The organism is Pseudoduganella guangdongensis (assembly GCF_009857475.1).
Lineage (GTDB): Bacteria > Pseudomonadota > Gammaproteobacteria > Burkholderiales > Burkholderiaceae_D > Rugamonas > Rugamonas guangdongensis.
This window is the reverse complement of record NZ_WWCJ01000022.1, coordinates 73,519-91,271: the sequence shown is the minus strand read 5'-3', so window position 1 is coordinate 91,271 and position 17,753 is coordinate 73,519. Positions and strand designations below refer to the sequence as shown.

13 protein-coding genes are annotated in these 17,753 nt (G+C 63.5%); 3 read left to right on the top strand and 10 right to left on the bottom strand.

Translation table 11 applies throughout. From position 1 onward, the window contains the following. Positions 1-333 precede the first annotated feature (333 nt). The 6 genes from GTP41_RS22905 to GTP41_RS22880 all read right to left on the bottom strand — a co-directional run bounded on the left by GTP41_RS22905 (position 334) and on the right by GTP41_RS22880 (position 9,085). Positions 334-1,038, bottom strand: a complete 705-nt coding sequence (locus GTP41_RS22905; protein WP_161027903.1) for an aquaporin — start codon at positions 1,036-1,038, stop codon at positions 334-336. Further along, complete coding sequence (xdhB, locus tag GTP41_RS22900) at positions 1,035-3,353, bottom strand: xanthine dehydrogenase molybdopterin binding subunit (RefSeq protein WP_161027902.1); 2,319 nt, start codon at positions 3,351-3,353, stop codon at positions 1,035-1,037. The genes GTP41_RS22905 and xdhB overlap by 4 nt, the downstream gene beginning before the upstream one ends. After that, the gene (gene xdhA / locus GTP41_RS22895; RefSeq protein WP_161027901.1) at positions 3,350-4,837 is read right to left on the bottom strand and encodes a xanthine dehydrogenase small subunit; all 1,488 of its coding nucleotides are present in this window, start codon (positions 4,835-4,837) and stop codon (positions 3,350-3,352) included. The genes xdhB and xdhA overlap by 4 nt, the downstream gene beginning before the upstream one ends. A 17-nt stretch (positions 4,838-4,854) precedes the next feature. Then, entirely contained in the window at positions 4,855-6,156 is a 1,302-nt protein-coding gene (locus tag GTP41_RS22890) for an NCS2 family permease (RefSeq protein ID WP_161027900.1), read from the bottom strand. Between the two features lie 82 nt (positions 6,157-6,238). Then, positions 6,239-8,035, bottom strand: coding sequence for an allantoate amidohydrolase (locus GTP41_RS22885; protein WP_161027899.1), 1,797 nt, complete (start codon positions 8,033-8,035; stop codon positions 6,239-6,241). A gap of 114 nt (positions 8,036-8,149) precedes the next feature. Then, a complete protein-coding gene (locus GTP41_RS22880) occupies positions 8,150-9,085 on the bottom strand; it encodes a LysR family transcriptional regulator (RefSeq protein ID WP_161027898.1) in 936 nt (311 codons plus the stop codon). Positions 9,086-9,255: 170 nt separating this feature from the next. Here GTP41_RS22880 and GTP41_RS22875 point away from each other — a divergent pair, with 170 nt between their 5' ends. Both GTP41_RS22875 and GTP41_RS22870 read left to right on the top strand, forming a co-directional pair. Then, positions 9,256-10,530, top strand: coding sequence for a urate hydroxylase PuuD (locus tag GTP41_RS22875; protein ID WP_161027897.1), 1,275 nt, complete (start codon positions 9,256-9,258; stop codon positions 10,528-10,530). Positions 10,531-10,546: 16 nt separating this feature from the next. Further along, on the top strand, positions 10,547-12,169 hold the full coding sequence (locus GTP41_RS22870) for an HAL/PAL/TAL family ammonia-lyase (RefSeq protein WP_161027896.1): 1,623 nt from the start codon (positions 10,547-10,549) through the stop codon (positions 12,167-12,169). A 177-nt stretch (positions 12,170-12,346) separates the two neighbouring features. Here the strand turns inward: GTP41_RS22870 and GTP41_RS22865 are convergent, their stop codons facing one another. Beyond that, positions 12,347-12,799 carry a YaiI/YqxD family protein gene (locus GTP41_RS22865; RefSeq protein WP_161027895.1) on the bottom strand — a complete coding sequence of 151 codons (453 nt, stop codon included), beginning with the start codon at positions 12,797-12,799 and terminating at the stop codon, positions 12,347-12,349. 327 nt (positions 12,800-13,126) lie between these two features. After that, positions 13,127-14,200: an extracellular catalytic domain type 1 short-chain-length polyhydroxyalkanoate depolymerase gene (locus GTP41_RS22860; RefSeq protein WP_161027894.1), complete on the bottom strand. Its 1,074-nt coding sequence runs from the start codon at positions 14,198-14,200 to the stop codon at positions 13,127-13,129. Positions 14,201-14,351: 151 nt separating this feature from the next. Between GTP41_RS22860 and GTP41_RS22855 the strand changes: the two genes are divergently transcribed. Further along, complete coding sequence (locus tag GTP41_RS22855) at positions 14,352-14,729, top strand: DUF3060 domain-containing protein (protein ID WP_161027893.1); 378 nt, start codon at positions 14,352-14,354, stop codon at positions 14,727-14,729. Between the two features lie 178 nt (positions 14,730-14,907). On the opposite strand, the gene GTP41_RS22850 is transcribed toward GTP41_RS22855, so the two are convergent. Both GTP41_RS22850 and GTP41_RS22845 read right to left on the bottom strand, forming a co-directional pair. Further along, entirely contained in the window at positions 14,908-16,266 is a 1,359-nt protein-coding gene (locus GTP41_RS22850; protein WP_161027892.1) for an 8-oxoguanine deaminase, read from the bottom strand. A 76-nt stretch (positions 16,267-16,342) separates the two neighbouring features. Next, entirely contained in the window at positions 16,343-17,695 is a 1,353-nt protein-coding gene (locus GTP41_RS22845; RefSeq protein ID WP_161027891.1) for a uracil-xanthine permease family protein, read from the bottom strand. Positions 17,696-17,753: the final 58 nt, after the last annotated feature.

The following is a 17,753-nucleotide window of genomic DNA, read 5'->3' as shown; positions in this document are numbered from 1 at the left end:
CGAAGCGAAGGGCGGGACGACGCCCGGTTAGCCTGTGTAGTGAATGGTGTAGTAATGCCGTCAACAGCAGGAACCCTCCGAAGCGGACTATGCCAGCCCACTGCTGGTAGTGGCGCAGCAGGAATCCTCCTCCTTCCCGCGTAAGCGGCGGCCGGAGGCCGAGGTGGGGGAGGATGTCAATGCCCTAACTCCGTGCTCGCGCTGGATTCATATATCGGTCGCACGCGTCGCTGGTGCGAATCGGTCTTGGCGGGTGCCAGATTGGAAGGCAAGTCGCATGTCAACCTGGCGCAGACGGCCGCCAATGCGCGTGATCTCATGGAGCGTGTCAGGCTACTGGATTCGGTGATCCTGGAGCACTACCGGCAAAGCGACCTCGTTCCCACGCGGATGATATAGCCAAGCAAGGAGGGTACTGGCGGCAAGTGCGCCAAGCAGTTGGGCTGAGATGTAGGCTGCCACATCGCCCAAGCGGATGCCGGCCACGGTGTCCGTCGCCGCCCGCGCGAGTGTCAGCGCGGGATTGGCGAAGGAGGAGGAGGCGGTGAACCAGTAGGCGGAAACGATGTAGGCGGCGATCGCGAACGGCGCCATGGCGGGCCTGGCGCGCGCGCAGGCGAGGCCGACCGTCACCAGGCCGAAGGTGGCCACAAATTCACTCCACCATATTCCGCCGCCGCTGCGCGCCAGCGTGGCAATGCCGAAGACCGGTTCGCCGAACATCAGGTGCGCGGCTGCCACGCCCGCGAAGGCGCCGCCGGTTTGCGCCGCGGCATAGGCGCCAGCCGCGCGCCAAGCCATCTTGCCTTGCCAGGCTTCGGATAAAGTGACGGCGGGGTTGAAGTGGGCCCCGGAAATGTCGCCGAACGCCAGCAGCAGTGCCAGCAGCCCGGCGCCGGAGGCGAGGGCGCTGGCGAGAAGGGCGAGGGCGGCATTGCCGCCGGCCAGGCGCTCGGCCATGATGGCGGAGCCCACCACCATGGCCAGCAACAGCGCGGTGCCGAGCGCTTCGGCAGTGAGCCGGCGCGCCAGGGTCATGCCAGCGCGCGCACCGCGTCCACCGCATCCAGGATCGCTTCGCCGGTGGCGGGCGCGCGCAGCGGGGGATTGATGCGGTAGTCGCCGACGGAGGCGATGGCATCGCGGATGGCGAGGAACACCGAGAACGGCAGCAGCAGCGGCGGTTCGCCGACCGCCTTGGAGCGGTGGATGCTGTCGAACGGGTTGCGGTTCTTGAACAGGCGCACATTGAACTTGTCCGGGCAGTCCGAGACGGCGGGGATCTTGTAGGTGGACGGCGCGTGCGTCATCAGCTTGCCCTGCGCGTTCCACCACAATTCTTCCGTCGTCAGCCAGCCCATGCCCTGGATGAAGGCGCCCTCCACCTGGCCGATGTCGATGGCGGGATTGAGCGAGTTGCCCGCGTCGTACAGGCAGTCGGCCTGCAGCAGCTTCCATTCGCCGGTGAGCGTGTCGACGATCACTTCCGAGACGGAAGCGCCGTAAGCGTAGTAGCCGAAGGGGTTGCCGCTCATGGTCTCGCGGTCCCAGCTCAGGCCCGGCGTGGCATAGAAGCCGTCGGACCAGAGTTGGACGCGGGCCAGGTAGGCCTTTTGTACCAGGTCGGCGAAGCTCATTGCCACTTCGCCGGCAAACACGGTGCCGTTGGCCAGTACCACGGCATCCGCCGTCACGCCGAAGGAGCGCGCGGCGAAGTCCAGCAGGCGCCGGCGCAGCGTGGCGGCGGCGTCCTGCGCGGCTTTGCCGTTCAGGTCCGCGCCGGTGGAGGCGGCGGTGGCGGAGGTGTTGGCTACCTTGCTGGTGTCGGTGGCGGAGGCGCGCACGCGCGCCAGCGGGATGCCCAGTTCATGGGCCACCACCTGGCATACCTTGGTGTTGATGCCCTGGCCCATTTCAGTGCCGCCGTGGTTCACCAGCACAGAGCCGTCGGTGTAGATGTGGACCAGCGCGCCGGCCTGGTTGAAGTGGGTGACGTTGAAGGCGATGCCGAATTTGACCGGCGTGAGCGCCAGGCCTTTTTTCAGCACCGGGCTGCTTGCGTTGAAGGCGCGCACCGCGTCGCGGCGGGCGCGGTAGGCGGAGTCCTCTTCCAGCTGCGCCACCAGTTCGTGGATGACGTTGTCGACCACCTTCTGGCCGTACTGGGTGACGTTGCGGCCTTCCTCGTCGTTACGGCCGTAGAAATTCACTTTGCGCACGTCCAGCGCATCCTTGCCCAGGTCGCGCGCAATTTCGTCCACGATGTACTCGATGGCGATGGCGCCCTGCGGTCCGCCGAAGCCGCGGAAGGCGGTGTTGGATTGGGTGTTGGTCTTGCCGGCCATGGCGCGGATATCCAGGTCCGACAGGTAGTAGGTGTTGTCGAAGTGGCAGATGGCGCGGGTGGCGACCGGCGCGGAGAGGTCGGCCGAGAAGCCGGCGCGCGTCACCATCTGCACCTTGGCGGCGGTGATCCGGCCTTGCTCGTCGTAGCCGACTTCGTACTCGTAATAGAAGCAGTGGCGCTTGCCGGTCACCATCATGTCGTCGTCGCGGTCGGCGCGCAGCTTGACCGGGCGCTTCAGGCGCGCGGCGCTGACGGCGGCGCAGGCGGCCCACAGTGCGGACTGCGATTCCTTGCCGCCGAAGCCACCGCCCATGCGGCGGCATTCCACTACCACCGCGTGCGACGGGTAGTGCAGGGCGTGCGCCACCACGTGCTGCATTTCCGTCGGGTGCTGGGTGGAGCAGTAGACGTGCATGCCGTTGCCTTCCTTCGGCAGGGCGTAGGAAATCTGGCCTTCCAGGTAGAACTGCTCCTGGCCGCCCACGTGCAGCGTGCCTTTCAGGATGTTGGGTGAGCGGTCAAAGGCCGCCTGGGCATCGCCGCGCGTCAGGCGCATCGGCGGCACGACGAAGGATTCGGCATCGCGCGCGGCTTGCGGCGTGAGGATGGCGGGAAGCTCTTCGTACACGATGTCGGCCTTGCGGGCGGCGTGGCGCGCGCGGTCGTGGCTATCCGCCACCACGATGAAGATCGGCTGGCCGATGTATTCCACCTTTTCCTCGGCCAGGATCGGGTCGTCGTGGATGATGGGGCCGCAGTCGTTGCTGCCGGGGATATCCTTATAGGTGAAGACCGCGACCACGCCGGGCATCGCGCGCACGGCGTCGAAATTGAGCGAAACGATGCGCGCATGCGCCTTGCTCGACAGGCCAAGCGCAGCGTGCAAAGTGCCTTGCGCCTCGGGGATGTCGTCGGTGTAAACCGCTTCGCCCAGCACGTGCAGGACGGCCGATTCGTGCGGGTGGCTCTGGCCCACTGTCATGAACGGTTCGGACTTGGTGTTCATGCTGCGGCTCCTTCTTTGAATGCGTAGGCGTTGACGTAGGCGTTTGGCACGGCGCCCTCCGGGCGGGTCTCCAGCCAGAAGCGGCGCAGCAGGTTCTGTGCGGTGCGCATGCGGTAGTTGGCGCTGGCGCGCATGTCGCTCAGCGGCGTGTAGTCGCGCGCTAGCGCTTCCATGCCGGCGCGCAGGGTGGTTTCATTCCATGGCTGGCCGTTGATGGCCGCTTCCGCCTGCGGCGCGCGGCGCGAGGTGGCTGCCATGCCGCCGTAGGCAATGTGGGCGTTGTGCACCACGCCGCCTTCCAGCTCGATGGCAAAGGCGGCGCAGACGGCGGAAATGTCCTGGTCGTAGCGCTTGGCCAGTTTGTAAGTGCGGAACTGCTGGCCAGCCTTGGGTGCGGGGATGCGTACGGCTTCCACGAACTCGCCGGGCTGCCAATCCTTCTTCATGTAGTCGAGGTAGAAATCTTGCAGCAGCAGGACGCGCTGGCCCTTGTCCGAGCGCAGCACGATTTCGGCGCCGAGCACGATCATCCACGGCGCGGAATCGCCGATCGGCGAACCGTTGGCGACGCTGCCGCCAAGGGTGCCGGTACTGCGGATAGGCTGGGATGCAAAGCGCTGCCACAGCTCGTGCAGCGAATCGTTCGGATGCAATGCAAGCACGGCGCGGTAGGCGTCGTCCAGCGAGACGGCGGCGCCGATTTCCAGCTTGCCGTCCACGGTGGCGATGCGGTGCAGCTCCCGCACCTGGCGCGTGTAGATCACGTCGCCCAGATTGCGCATTTGCTTGGTGACCCACAGGCCGACGTCGGTGGAGCCGGCCAGGATGGTTGCCGTGGGCTTGGCGGCGCGCACGGCGCACATTTCGTCCAGTGTGCGCGGGGCGTGGAAGGTCTGGCCGTCGTGGGTGTAGCTGAACATGCGGTCGCGTTGCAGGCGTAGCAGAGTGGCCTTCAGTGCGGCGCGGTCAAAGCCGACCGCCGGCAGCTCGCCCATGCGGGCGGCCGCGTGGATAATCGGGCGGTAACCGGTGCAGCGGCACAGGTTGCCGGATAATGTCTCGTCGACCGTTTTGCGGCAGGGCGGCTGGGTTGCGCCTTCCTGTTTCAGGTAAAGGCTCCACAAGGACATTGCGAAGCCGGGCGTACAGAAGCCGCATTGGGAGCCGTGGCATTCCACCAGCGCCTCCTGCACGGGGTGCAGGCCGCCGTCCGGCTGCTTCAGGTCTTCCACCGTGAAGACCGCCTTGCCGTCCAGCGTGGGCAGGAACTGGATGCACGAATTGACATTGCGCAGTTCCAGCTCACCCTCCACCAGCGAGCCGATGACGACGGTGCAGGCACCGCAGTCGCCTTCGGCGCAGCCTTCCTTGGTGCCGGTGCAATGCAGGTCTTCCCGCAGGTGCTGCAGCAAGGTGCGGGTCGGGGCGGCGGAATCGACTTCCTGCACGCGCCCCTGGTAGAAGAAACGAATCGGTTGGGACATCTTTTCTGCTCCTTGCTTCAGCCTGGGATGTAAATCAATTTGAACAGGAACACGCCGGCCACGCACCAGATCATGGCGCTGACTTCCTTGTGCTTGCCGGTCAAGAGTTTGAGGCCGGCGTAGCTGATGAAGCCCAGCGCCAGGCCGTTGGCGATGGAATAGGTGAATGGCATGACCAGGGCGGTGACCACGGCCGGCACACTCTCCGTGGTCTCGGCCCAGTTGACCTCCGCCAGTTCGCGCAGCATCAGGCAGGCGACGAAGAACAGGGCGGGCGCAGTGGCGTAGCCCGGCACCACGCCGGCCAGCGGCGCGATGAACAGGGCCGCCAGGAACAGCATGGCCACGGTGACGGAAGTGAGGCCGGTGCGGCCGCCGGCCTGCACGCCGGCCGCGCTCTCGATGAAGGCGGTGGTGCTGGAGGTGCCCATGACGGAGCCGGCGATGATGGCGCCGGAATCGGCCAGCAGGGCTTTGTTCATATTCTTAGGCAGTTTGCCGTCCTTCATCAGCCCCGCGCGCTGGGCCACGCCCATCAGGGTGCCGGTGGCGTCGAACAGCTCGACCAGGAAGAACACCATCACCACCGTGAACAGGCCGTGCGAGACGGCGCCCACGATATCGAGCTGCATGAGGGTGGGTTCGATCGACGGCGGCGCCGAGACGATGCCGTGGAATTCGTTCCCGCCGAAGAAGAAGCTTAGTACCGTCACGGTCATGATGCCGATCAGCAGGGCGCCCGTCACGCGCAGCCGGTCCAGCGCGACGATGACGAGGAAGCCGACGATGGCCAGCACCGGCGCCGGCTTGTGCAGGTCGCCCATGGTGACGAAGGTGGCCGGGCTGGAGACGACGATGCCGGCATTCTTCAGCGAGATCAAGGCCAGGAACAGGCCGACACCGGCCGGAATGGCGATGCGCAGCGAAGCGGGAATGGCGTTCATGATCTGTTCCCGGATGCGCAACAGGCTGACGATCATGAAGCAGCAGCCCGAAATGAACACCGCGCCCAGCGCTGCCTGCCACGGGAAGCCCATGCCCTGCACCACGCCGTAGGCGAAGTAGGCGTTCAGGCCCATGCCCGGCGCCAGGCCGATAGGGAAGTTGGCGTACAGGCCCATGATCAGGGTGCCGACGGCGGCGGCGACGCAGGTCGCCACAAAGACCGCATCCTTGGGCATGCCCGCATCGCCCAGGATGGAAGGGTTGACGAAGATGATGTAGGCCATCGTCAGGAAGGTGGTGAGCCCGGCCAGGACTTCGGTGCGCACGTTGGTGCCGTGCTCACTAAGCTTGAAATAGTTTTCCAGGAATTGCATTTTATGTCTCCGTTTAGTTTTTATCGCCCGAAATTCCGCCTCTCCGGGCGGACAAATGTGGCGTTCTCGCGCTGCGTAATGATCAGGTTTCGCTGACGGCCTCCTTTTCAGCTGGCGTGCTGCTGTGCGCGCGGAACTGGCGCAGGAAAGAGAGCAGGATGCGCGCCGACAGGTCGGCGTCATCGTCGGTCATGGTCTCCAGCGGGTTGTGGCTGATGCCACCGTTGCCGCAGCGGGTGAACAGCATGGCGACGTCGGTCACGCGCGCCATGAGCATGGCGTCGTGACCGGCGCCGGACGCCAGTTCGAAGGCGGGAATGCCGTGGCGTTCGGTGGCGGCGGCCAGCTGTTCCATCAGCCATGGCGCGCATGGCGCGCAATCGGCCGCCACGGTCTGCTCGATTTCGCAGGTGATGTGGCGCGCTTCGCACACTTTCTCGATGTGGGCCAGGATGTCGGCCACGGCGGCATCGCGCGCCTGGTTGTTGGCGGCGCGGATATCGAGCGACAGGGTGCAGGCGCCCGGAATGACATTGGTGGAGCCATTCGGCACCTGCAGCTGGCCTACCGTGCCGACGAGTGCGGATTCCTGGTCCCGCGCGCAGCGCTGCTCGACGTACAGCACGATTTCGGCGGCTGCGGTGGCGGCGTCCTTACGCATCGGCATAGGCGTGGTGCCGGCGTGGCTGGCGACGCCTTTCAGGTTCACCAGATAGCGCTTGCTGCCAGCGATGGAGGTGACGATGCCGACCGGCAGGCCGCGTTCCAGCAGCACCGGCCCCTGTTCGATATGCACTTCCACAAAACCCAGCAGGTCGGACGGATCGCGCGCAATAGCTGCGATGCTGTTCACGTCCTGCCCGGCCTCGGTCAGCACATCGCGCAGGGCGTTGCCATCGCGGTCGCGCAGGTCCAGCAGTTTGGGATCGAACTGCCCGATCACCGCGCTGCTGCCAAGGAAGGTGCTCTTGAAGCGCACGCCTTCCTCCTCCGCAAAAGCGATCAGCTCGAAATGGAAAGGCAGGGTTTCGCCGTGTTCGTGCAGGTGCTTGACCACGGCGATGGCGGTCAGGATGCCCTGGCGGCCATCGTACTTGCCGCCGTTGCGCACCGTGTCGTAGTGGGAGCCGCTGAGCAGGGTGCGCGCCTGCGGGTCGGTGGACAGGTAGCGTCCCACCACATTGCCCACCGCATCGATATGGGCGTGCATGCCCGCTTCACGCATCCACTGCGCCAGCTGTACGGCGGTGCGGCGATGGGTGGGCGTCATATAGGTGCAGGTCAGGCCCTGTTCATCCTCGCTCCAGGCGCCGATTTCTTCAGCCCAGGCCATGATGTCGCGCCCCATGTGCGGCACATACTGGAGCACCGCGTTCAGGCGCATTTCCGCGATGCGGTGGATCTGGCGCAGCGCTTCGCGATGCTCATCCTCGGCCTGGTTGCGCAGGCGGCGGCGGAAGGCGGCGATGATGGCCTGGCGCGACAGGCCTTTGCCATCGCCGCCCTTTACCGCCAGGATGAAGGGAAAGCCGAACTTGCTGTTGTAAGCGGCATTCAGCTCCTGCAAGACAGCGAATTCCTGCGGCGTGCACAGGTTCAGGCCAGCCTTGGACTGCTCGCCGGTCGATTCCGGCGTCAGTTCGCCCGCCACGGCAGCCTTGCCGGCCAGCTCCGGGTGGGCGCGGATCAGGCCCAGTTGCTCGTCATAGGTGGCGCGCGACACCACTTTTTGCAGGCCCAGCTTCAGTTCATCGATGGTGCGGAACGGGCGCTGGGCGGCGGCGCGCTGCGGGATCCAGGGCGAATGCTCGTACAGGCCGTGCAGCAGCTCGGTGAAAGTATCGGCATCGCAGTTGTTCAGTTGCTTGAGGCTCGTCATCGTGCATCGGGCCGCCGCGCGCAGCGGCCCGCTCCATGTTGGGTAATTCGGGGGAATGATGAATTGATATTAGAGGCCCGGCGCGGTTGAAATATATCGCTGGGCTGATATCGCCTATTTCTGCATCAGCCGCGCGGCCGCGCTGACCTGGGCGCGCAGCCACTTATGTTCCGTGGCATGGTGGGCGCGCTCGTGCCACAGCTGGTAGAAGCTGAGGGGAGGGAAGTCGAGTGGCACCTTGTACGACTTGAGGCCCAGCAGGTGCTCGTAAAAGCTGGCGAACTGCTTGCCCGATGTGAGCACGAGGTCTGTTTGCTGGACGATGTAAGGCAACATGCGGAAGTGTGACGATTCCACAACAATATTGCGCTCCATGTTCTTCTCGGCCAGGAAAGAATCGATGTTGCCGTGATAGCCGGGCAGGATTTGCGCCGGGCCGACATGGGGCAGCGTCAGGTACTCCTCCGGCGTCATGGCGTCTTTCGCGGTGCGGCGCGCATAGGCGCTGTTGGCGCGCATCAGGCACACGATCGGATCGTCGAACAGTTTGGAGATGTGCAGGTGCTGGGGCGGTTCGTCCCAGTTGCCCACCACCAGGTCCAGCTCCCCGTCGGACAGCAGGCGGACATAGTCGACATCCGGCACCAAGGAATGGATCACCAGCCGGCTCCGGGGCGACTCGCGCCGCAGGCGGGAGATCACCTCGGTGAAGAACTGCGTGTTCATATAGTCCGGCGCAGCGATATGGAAGGTGCGCGCCTGCTCGGCCGGCACAAAGGCGGTCTTGGGGCTGAACAGGCTCTCCGCCTCGTCCAGGATGCGCTTGGCCGTCTTCAACAGGCTCTCGCCGTGTTGCGTCGGCACCATACCGCGCCCGCCGCGCACCAGCAGCGGATCGCCCGTCAGCTCGCGCAGTTTGCGCAGCGAACCGGAAATGGAGGGCTGCGGCTGGTTAAGTTTCAACGCCACGCGCGACACGTTTTTCTCCACCAGCAGCAGGTAAAGAATGCGGATCAAATGGATATCGAGATGCTCAGGCAACCTGGACATGGGTGTCTCCGAATAGTAGTTATTTAGATTTATGCATGACAGGGTCGCACCTTCCGGGGCCCCAAACTATACGTTTTCGGCTATGCGAGTTATATACCAAAGCGAAGGTCTCCCGCGCTCGCAACCGATATCGTTTCACCACATTTCGTACAACCTGAATGGAAAAAAACATGGAGACTTTATTCGGACCCTATGGGGTGGAGTGGCTAAACCTCTTGGTACGCTGGCTGCACCTGATCACCGGCATTGCCTGGATCGGCGCCTCCTTCTACTTCGTCTGGCTGGACAACTCGATTCGCCCGCCCAAGCCCGGCAGCCCGCTGGCCAAGAAAGGCGTGATGGGCGAGCTGTGGGCCGTGCACGGCGGCGGCTTCTACAACCCGCAGAAATACCTGGTGGCCCCGGACGAACTGCCGGAAGACCTGCACTGGTTCAAATGGGAGGCTTATGCCACCTGGATCAGCGGCTTTGCCATGCTGTTCATCGTCTACTACTTCAACGCCTCGGCGATGATGATTGATAAGAGCGTGGCCGACCTGACCTCGCTGCAGGCGGTAGGCGTTGGCCTGGGCACCCTGGCCGGCGGCTGGCTGGTGTACGACGCGCTGTGCAAGACCAAGTTGGGCGAAAAACCCGCCGTGCTGGGCGTGGTGCTGTTCGTGCTGATCGTCGCCGCAGCCTATCTGCTAACCCACACCCTGAGCGGCCGCGCCGCCTACATCCACGTCGGCGCCATGATTGGGACCATGATGGTCGGTAACGTGCTGTTCGTGATCATCCCCGGCCAGCGCAAGCTGGTGGAAGCGATGGAGCGCGGCGAGTCGCCGGACCCGATCTACGGCAAGCGCGCCAAAGTGCGTTCGGTGCACAACAACTACTTCACCTTGCCGGTGCTGTTGATCATGATTAGCAACCACTACGCAATGACCTATAGCCACGCCTACAGCTGGCTGGTGCTGGCCGCCATCATGGCCGCCGGTGTGCTGATCCGCCACTTCTTCAACCTGCGCCATGCTGGCAAGGTATCGCCGGCTTACCCGATTGCAGGCGTGATACTGCTGGCCGCCGTTGCCATCGCCATTGCCCCTGCGCCGCGCAAAGCTGTAGCCGCTCAAGCCGCCGTAGCGCCTGCGGCGGTCGCCGATGGCCATGCCGCCCACAGCGCCGCTGCAGCCACCGTACCAAACCAAGCCACCCTGACCAGCGTGCACCAGGTGATGGCAGCCCGTTGCGCATCCTGCCACTCCGCAGCGCCGACGCAAGCTGGCTTCGCCTCCGCCCCAGGCGGTGTCATGCTCGACACGCCGGAGCAAGTGAAGCAGCACGCCGCCAAGATCTACCAGCGCGCCGTGCAAAACAAAGACATGCCGCTGGCGAACATGACCCACATGACCGACGCCGAGCGCGCAATGGTCGGCACCTGGTTCGAAGCAGGCGTCAATTAAAAGCAAAGGAAAACAAATGAGCAACGTGACTATCGACGGCTTCAACCTGACAGCAGAAGACGTGCTGGCCGTCGCCCGCCAAGGCGCCAAAGTCGAACTCTCCGCCACCTCGCGCGCAGCGCTGAAGGAAAGCCGCGACTACATCGAATCGACCTGGATGCACGACGAAGCGCCGATGATGTACAGCTTCAACACCGGCGTCGGCCTGCTGAAGGACACCCGCATCAAGGTCGAACACATCGAACTGTTCCAGACCCAACTGATCAAAGCCCACAGCGGCGGCATCGGCGAACCCTTCTCCGAAGAAGTCAGCCGCGCCACCATGCTATTGCGCGCTAACGCCTTCGCCAGCAACTACTCCGCCCCGCGCGTGGAAGTGGTGGACCGCCTGCTGGCCTTCATCAACGCCGGCATCCACCCCATCATGCCGCAGAAAGGCTCGGTTGGCGCCTCCGGCGACCTCGCCCCGCTGGCCTACCTGGCCGCTGCGGTTGCCGGCTTCGACGAAGCGGAAGTGATGTACAAAGGCGTGCGCATGCCGGCTGCCGAAGCGATCACCAAAGCCGAAATCGGCCCGGTCAAATTCGACCTCAAAGCCAAAGACGCCTCCGCCCTGATCAACGGCTGCACCGCATCGCTCGCCGTCGCCGTGCTGGCCGCCAAGGATGCGCGCGACCTGCTGACCGACGCCTGCCTCTCGCTCGGCCTGACCTTGGAAGCGATGCGCGCCGAGATGTCCGCTTTCGACCCACGCATCCAGCAAGCCCGCCCGCACCCCGGCCAGATCAAGACCGCCGCCGTGGTGCGCAAGCTGTTGAAAGGTTCCACCCGCACCACGCACGAAGCGCGCGCCGTGCAATTCCCGGATGAACTGCGCCGCACCGATATCCCGTACACCCCCCGCATCCAGGACGTGTACTCGCTGCGCTGCACCCCGCAAGTGTACGGCCCCGTATTCGACGCGCTGGACTACATCGACACCATCGTCAAGAACGAGATCAACTCCGCCACCGACAACCCGCTCATCTTCGGCAAGGACGGCGGCGGCTTCGAGATCATCTCCGGCGGGAACTTCCACGGCCAGTACCTGGCGCAAGCGATGGACTTGCTCGCCATGGCGATCACCGACCTTGGCAGCATCTGCGAACGCCGCGTCGCCCGCCTGATCGACCCCACGCTATCCTGGGGATTGCCGCGCAATCTAATGTCCGGCCCGCGCGGCGTGAACACCGGCTACCCCGTGGTGCAATGCTCGCTCAGCTCACTGGTGATGGAAAACCGCACGCTATCGATGCCCGGCAGCGTCGACTCCATTCCATCGAAGGGCAACAGCGAAGACCACATCTCCAACTCCACCTGGTGCGCGCGCAAAGCCCACACAGTGGTGCAGAACACCCAGTACATCGTCGGAGTGGAGATGCTGCTCGCCGCGCAAGCGCTGACGATGACTGAGCAACTGCTGCCAGGCTTCAAACTGGGGGAGGGCACGCAAGCCGCATACGACGAAATCCGCCGGCAGATCCCCGCCTGCCTGGAAGGCGACCGCTGGTTCCACAACGACATCCAGGTAGCGCACAGCTTCGTCACCAGCGGCACGGTGCGCGAAGCGGTAACTGCCAAGGTGGGCGAGTTCGTCTAAAGCAAACAGGAGAAAACCGGTGCCAGGTCTGTCATTCGGACACATAGTGCATTCTTTTGAGATTTCTCAATACGCGTATTTGGGTCTTTTCGCGTATTGAGACCAATCAAATGGGAGCGCTAGCTGTCCGAATGACAGACCTGGCACCGGTTTTTGGTACCGGTTTTGGTTTTTGGTTCAAGGTTTGGGACGGCGGGCCAGCGCGCGGTCGAGCGAGTTGGCGAAGTTCTGTCGGTCGGCTTGGCTGAACGCTGGCGGGCCGCCGGTATCGACCCCGCTGCCGCGTAACTCTTCCATGAAGGCGCGCATCGTCAATTGTTGGGCGATGGTGTCCTTGGTGTACCACTCGCCGCGTGGGTTCAGCGGCAAGCCGCCTTTGTCCAGCACGAGCGCGGCGAGAGGGATATCGCCGGTTACCACGATGTCGCCGGCGCTGACCCGTTCTACAATTTCCGCATCCGCCGCATCCGCCCCGGCCGGGACCTGGAGCGCGCGGATAAAGCGGGAACCCGGCACGCGGATCAATTGGTTGGCCACCAGCGTCACCTGGATTTGCAGGCGTTCCGCGACCCGGAACAGGATGTCCTTGATCACGACAGGACAGGCGTCGGCATCGACCCAGATTTGCATGGAGGAAGTGGAATTAGTCAGCAGGGCGCCATTGTACCTGTGCGTGCTGGTCAGCGCCGGTGTTTGCTGACGAAGTCCAGCACCATGCGGCTTGCGTCGGGGCCGGCCTTGGCGTTGAACCGTAGCGAAGAGTCACTGCCGCTCCAGGCGTGTCCCAGGCCAGCTATACGGTGCCAAAACCGGTGCCAGGTCTGTCAATCGGACAGCTATCGCTATCATTTGATCTTTCTCAATACACCGGGAATGGCGCATTGCGGTATTGAGGAATATCAAAGAAAGAACGTGCGTGTCTAAATGACAGACCTGGCACCGGTTTGGGCACCGCTTTTATCGCCTGTGCTTGCTGAGAAAATCCAGAACCATGCGGCTCGCGTCGGGACCTGCTTTTGCGTTGAAGCGGAGTGTGGGGTCGCCGCCGCTCCAGGCGTGGCCCAGCCCGGCTATGCGGGTGACGCGTAGCAGGACCTTCCGTCCTTTAATGTAGTCCTGAACTTCGTGCGCATTGCGTGAGCCGCTGCGGCTGCCCGGTTTGCTGACCGTGCGCGTGGGTTTTGCTGCGTCCAGTCCATTTAGATGCAGCCATTGGCGCGCCAACTGCACTTGGTTGACAGGTCGCACAATCCGGTCATCTTCTCCCTGGATTAACAATGCCGGCATCGGCGGCATGCCTTGCGTGGCGCGGCGCTCGATCAGGCCACGGATGGCGAGCGTTGCCTGCGCTGAATCGCCGTGATGCATCACGCGCAAGGCGCCGCCGGGTCCATGGCCAGCGCCGAAGATGGGGCCGGAATGCAACGCCACCGCAGCAATCAGCTCGGGATGGTTTAGTGCCAGTACAGCTGCCATCCCGGCGCCGGCGGAGATGCCGCAAGCGTAGACGCGGCGTAGGTCGATTGCATGTTGCTCGCACACGCTCCGCACCAAGTTCACCAGGACGGCGGTTTCGCCGCCGCCTTGCTGCACGGCCGGCTCATACCAACGCCAGCAGCGGTGTGCCTGCGTGCGTAGCGCCTGTTGGGGGTACAGCACGGCAAAGCCCTTCTTCTCGGCCAGCCAGTTCATGCGCGTGCCTTGCGCAAATTCGGTGGCACTCTGCTGGCACCCGTGCAGCATGATGATCAGGGGGAGGCTGGGCGGAGCGAATTCCCCCTCCGGTCGGTTCGGCAGATACAGCCAGTACGCCATGCGCTGCCCATGGGTGAGTACGTGGTGTGCCAGCCATTTGCCTGGCGCGGCCTGCACGGCGGGCCTCTTGTGCTTGCGCAATTCCAAGGGCACTGGCGGTTTTTCCGATGGCTTGGAGCGTGGCTTGCGCGGCGCTTTACGCGGCTTGGGTGTGGCGGCGGCGACTAAACGCGCCAGGCTGCGCAGCAAACGCATTCCCGGGAGGGGCTTGGGCATGGCTTCTCCTGCGCATTATGTTGCGGTGCAATATATCGCTGCTCTTCGGCGCAGTCCGTGCGATGGCGCACGGTCGCAAACCGTACCGTGCTCCGCTTGTTGAGGCAATCCATTAGCATTGCCATTCCATTAATTTTTCGCGAGAGTTAGTATGAATTCGAAACCGTTGAAATTGGCCGCGATTTGCGCCGCTTTCCTCGTGATGGGCGGTGCTGCCGCGCAGGAGGATGCCGTGGGCGAGGTGGAATTGACGGACAAGCTGATCAGCATCAGCGGCAGCGGCCACCAGCGCACCTTCGCCTGCGATGGCCGCAAACTGGAAGTAGTCGGCACCGGCCACATCATCACCGCCACCGGCGTCTGCAGCTCGGTTGAGATCCTTGGCGTGGGCAATGTGGTGAATGTTGAAGTCGTGCCAAAGGGGCGGCTTTCGATCACCGGCACCGACCACACCGTGCGCTGGAAATCCCAAGGCAAGATCGCCCAAAGCGTCACCGGCACCGGCCACCGCGTCAGCCGCGTCAACTAAATTTCGGTGTCAAATTTCGGTGTCACAAATTTCGGTGTCAGGTCTGACAATCGGACAGCTAGCGCTCTCATTTGATCTTTCTCAATACGTGAAATTGTACGTATTCGCGTATTGAGATTTCTCAAAGATTGGTCGTCCGAGTCCGAATGACAGACCTGGCACCGGTTTAGGCACCGATTTAGCCTCCAAGCAAGAGATCGGTGGCGAGCTGGTTGTGGCGTTCGATCACCAAGGGGAGGTCGATGCTTTGCAGGATGCCGTCTTTCACCACCACTTTGCCGTTGATGATGCTGTAGCTGACGTTGGCGGGTGTGCAGAACACTAGTGCAGCCACCGGGTCATGCAAGGCGCCGGCGAAGCCGATCTGGTCGAGTTTGAACATGACGATGTCGGCCGACATGCCAGGCTTTAATGCTCCAATGTCGTCGCGGTTGAGCACTTTCGCGCCGCCTAGCGTGGCCAACTCCAGCGCTTGGCGCGCGGTCATCGCATCCGGCCCGAAGCCGACCCGCTGCAGCAGCATCGCTTGCCTCGCTTCACCCAGCATGTGGGCTCCGTCGTTGGATGCGCTGCCGTCCACTCCCAATCCCACCGGCACGCCGGCGTTCACCATCTTCCGGATCGGGGCGATGCCGGAGGCCAGGCGCATGTTCGAGCAGGGGCAGTGGGCGACACCTGTTCCTGTGCGTGCGAAAAGGTTGATCCCTGCGTCGTCCAGCTGCACGCAGTGGGCGTGCCATACGTCGTGACCTACCCAGCCGCAGTCTTCGGCGTATTCGGCCGGAGTCATATTGAATTTTTCGCGGCTGTAGGCGATGTCGTTGACGTTCTCCGCCAGGTGGGTGTGCAGGGAGACACCGAAACTGCGCGCTAGTTCGGCCGCTTCCTTCATCAAGTCGCGTGAGACTGAGAAGGGGGAGCAGGGGGCGACGACAACGCGTTGCATGGCGTGGCGCGCGGTGTCGTGGTAGGCCTCAATCAGGCGTTGCGTGTCTTTGAGGATGGCTTTTTCGTCTTCCACCACGCTGTCGGGTGGCAGGCCGCCTTTCGATTGGCCGACGCTCATGGCGCCGCGTGCAGCGTGGAAGCGCATGCCGATCTTGGCGGCGGCTTCGATACTGTCATCCAGCTTGCAGTCGTTGGGGTAGATGTAGAGGTGATCGCTGCTGGTCGTGCAGCCGGAGAGGATTAGCTCCGACATGGCGGTCAGCGTCGAGACGTGCACCATTTCGGCTGTGAGGTTGGCCCAGATCGGGTACAGGTTGGTGAGCCAGTTGAATAGTTCGCCGTCCTGCGCTGCGGGGATCACGCGCGTCAGGCTTTGGTACATGTGGTGGTGGGTGTTGACCAGGCCGGGAATGACAACGTGGCCGGTGGCGTCGATCACTTCGTCGGCAGCTTGCGGCAAGTCGGCGCCGGGGCCGACCTGTTCGATCACATTGCCGCGCACGAAAATGGCGCCGTTGTCGATTTCGCGGCGCTCTTCGTCCATGGTGACGACGACGCGCGCATTTTTGATCAGTAGGGTTTTGGTCATTTGACTCGCTCGAAATGATTAAACACTGCGGAAACAATGCGCGCGGCACTGCGGAAACAATGTTGAAGGTTAGTGTTTAGCCGGCCTTTCGGATCAGCATGGGTTGCGGTACATCGTCCTCTTCGTCTTCATCCACCACGGCGGCGGGACGATCCGGCAGCACGAGGTTCAGCACGACCGCCATGATAGCTGCTGTGGAGATGCCAGAACCGAAAATTTCGTGGACGAAGGGCGGCAGCTTGGACAGCAGTTCGGGGCGTACCGATACGGCCAGGCCGCAACCCACGGAAACCGCAATCAAGAGGCCTGTGCGTTTGTCATGCTCGACATGCGACAGCATTTGTACGCCAGCGGCGATGATCATGGCGAACATCATCAGGCCTGCTCCGCCCAGCACTGGCTGCGGAATGGTGACGACTACAGCGCCGAACACCGGGAACAGGCCCGCAGCGGCCAGCATGACGCCGGTCAGCGCCACCACGTAGCGGCTTGCAACGCCTGTCAGCGAAATCACGCCGACGTTTTGCGCGAAGGTGGAAACGGGCGGCGCGCCGAGCACGGAGACGAAAGCTGAACCCAGGCCGTCGCACAGCACGCCACGGCACAGCAACTTGCCCTTCATCTTGGTGTTGGTGGCCGAACCCAGCGCCATGAAGGTGCCGGTGGTCTCGACAATCGTCACGATGTAGGCGAGCGACATGGCGAGGATGCCGCTGATCGGGAACGTCATGCCGAAGTGCAGTGGCTGCGGCACGGCGAATACGGCTGCCTTCTGCACGGTGGAGAAGTCCACCAGGCCCAGGAACAGGCAAACGGCGTAGCCGATCGCAATCCCGATCACCACGGCGGCGGCGGAGACGATGCCTTTGCCGAACTGCACCAGCACGATGACGACTGCCAGTACAAAAAGGGCGATGCCAAGGTTGGTCGGGTCTCCGTAGTTGGCGCCGGCACCTTTGCCGCCGGCGGCCCAGTCCACCGCGACCGGCACCAGCGACAGGCCGATCATGGTCACCACCACGGCCGTCACCTGGTGCGGGAACAGCTTGCGGATCTGGGGCATGAAGAAGCTGCCAAGAATCATGATGGCCGATCCGGCCAGCGAGGAGCCGAGGATGCCGGGTACGCCGTGCTCAAAACCGATGCTGATGGCGGCGCCGACAAAGGCGAAGCTGGTGCCCATCACGCACGGCAGGCGTATTCCCACCGGGCCCACGCCGATACATTGGATGGCGGTGACAATTCCGGAGCCGAGGAGGGCGGCATTGACCAGCGCCACGATCTGGTCGGCGGGAAGCTTGAGGACTGCGCCAACCACCAGCGGTACGGCGATGATGCCGCCCAGTGCGGCAAGCATATGCTGGGCGGCCAGCAAGGTTGTGGTGATAGGCGGTGGGCGGTCGTCCACTTTGTATAGCAGGTTGTTCATGGTGTCTCCGATATAGGATTTTTATCTGAACTACTTTTTCCGGTGCTATCCGGCATGC